This is a genomic window from Actinosynnema sp. (assembly GCF_052038725.1).
In genome coordinates this window covers 1-1,682 of the sequence record NZ_JBQGCX010000780.1, presented here as the reverse complement: position 1 = coordinate 1,682, position 1,682 = coordinate 1, and the positions used below count along the sequence as shown (strand labels likewise).

Here is a 1,682-nt window from a genome sequence, read left to right as displayed (position 1 = left end):
CGACGTCGAGCAGGTGGAGCGCGCGCTCGGGCGCGGTGCCGCGGACGACGTCGCCGCGCTGCGCGAGCTGGAGCGCGCGCTGCGGGACCAGGGCTGGGTGAGCGGGCCCGCCTCGGAGCCGCGGCTGTCGCCCAAGGCGATGCGCCGGCTGGGGCAGAGCGCCCTCGACGCGGTCGCGGAGCAGCTGGGCCGGGCCTCGGCCGGGGAGCGGGATGACGAGCGCAGCGGCCGCACCGGCGAGCCGACGGGCGCCTGGCGGGCGTGGCAGGTCGGCGACGAGCAGCCGCTGGACGTGGTCCGCACCGTCACCAACGCCGTCCTGCGCAGCGCCGCCTCCCCGTCCGGCGGGCGTGGCGGCACCCGCCCCGGCGCGGTGCGCCTGGCCGCGGAGGACATGGCGGTGGTGGAGACCGAGGACCGGACCCGGGCCGCGGTCGCGCTGTGCGTGGACCTGTCCTTCTCCATGGTGAGCGAGGGCCGGTGGGCCCCCATGAAGCGCACTGCCATGGCGCTGGGGCACCTGGTGCAGACGCGCTTCGCGCGGGACACGCTGCAGGTCATCGGTTTCGACCGCTACGCCCGCGAGCTCAGCACGACCGAGCTCGCGCACGTGGAGCCGGCCTACGTGCAGGGCACCAACCTCGCCCACGCGCTGCAGCTGGCCCGCCGCCACGTCGCCCGCCACCCCGACGCCACCCCCGTGGTGCTCGTCGTCACCGACGGCGAGCCGACCGCGCACCTCGAGACCTGGCCGGGCGCGGACGGCGCCGCCGTCACCGAGGCGTTCTTCAGCTGGCCGCCGCTGCCGGAGACGATCGAGGCGACCGTGCGCGAGGTCGACGCCCTCACCCGCATGCGGGTGCCGGTCGACGTGTTCATGCTCGGGGAGGACCCCGGCCTCGTGCGCTTCGTGCACGCCATGGCCCGCCGCAACGGGGGCCGGGTGCTGTCCGCGGACCCCGACCGTCTCGGCGGGGCCGTGGTGGCGAGCTACGTGCGGGGGCGCGGGCGGCGCTGAGGCGGCGGCGTCCCCGGGACCACGGCGGGCTGCGTAGGGTGCTCCGCATGACGGGGAGCCCGGGGGTGGCGGAGCCGGTGCGCGGGCTCGTGGTGTCGTACTGCTTCCCGCCGTACGCCGACGCGGCGTCGGTGGTGGCGGCCAAGCGTGTGCGGGACCACGGCCTGCCGGTCGACGTCGTGCAGAACCGGATGGACCGCCTGCGCCGCCGGGACCCCCTGCTCGGCGCGATCGCCGGACCGTTCGTGCGCCGGCAGGTGCTCATCCCCACCCCCAGCGCCTTCAGCTCGTGGCGCTCGGTGCGCGACTTCACCGAGGAGGGGCTGCAGCACGCCCTCACCTGGGACCGCGACCGGGGCGGCTACGAGCACCTGTACAGCCGGGCCCAGTTCGCGGCCTCGCAGGTCCTGGCCGCGCGCTTCGTGCTGGCCCGGACGGCCGTGCGCTGGACCGCGGAGTTCTCCGACCCGCTCTCGCACGACGTGACCGGCGCGGTGCGTTTCTCCCCCGTCGACGACGACGCCCTGCTGCACGTGCTGGGAGAGGGCCTGCGTGCCCGGGGGGTCCGGCCGCCCACGTCGGGCAACGTCTTCGAGTGGAGCGAGGTGCTCGCGCTCGCGCTGGCCGACACCGTGCTGTTCACCAACGAGCACCAGCGCACGTT

2 protein-coding genes are annotated in these 1,682 nt (G+C 76.3%); both read left to right on the top strand.

Annotation, left to right across the window (positions count from 1 at the left end; all coding sequences use genetic code 11):
• Positions 1-1,018 (top strand): vWA domain-containing protein (locus tag ACTUAL_RS16145; protein ID WP_440900838.1); only part of this gene is annotated, 1,018 nt, incomplete at its 5' end.
• A 47-nt stretch (positions 1,019-1,065) separates the two neighbouring features.
• Positions 1,066-1,682, top strand: a 617-nt coding sequence (locus ACTUAL_RS16140) for a hypothetical protein (protein ID WP_440900837.1), incomplete at its 3' end; no start/stop codon positions are given.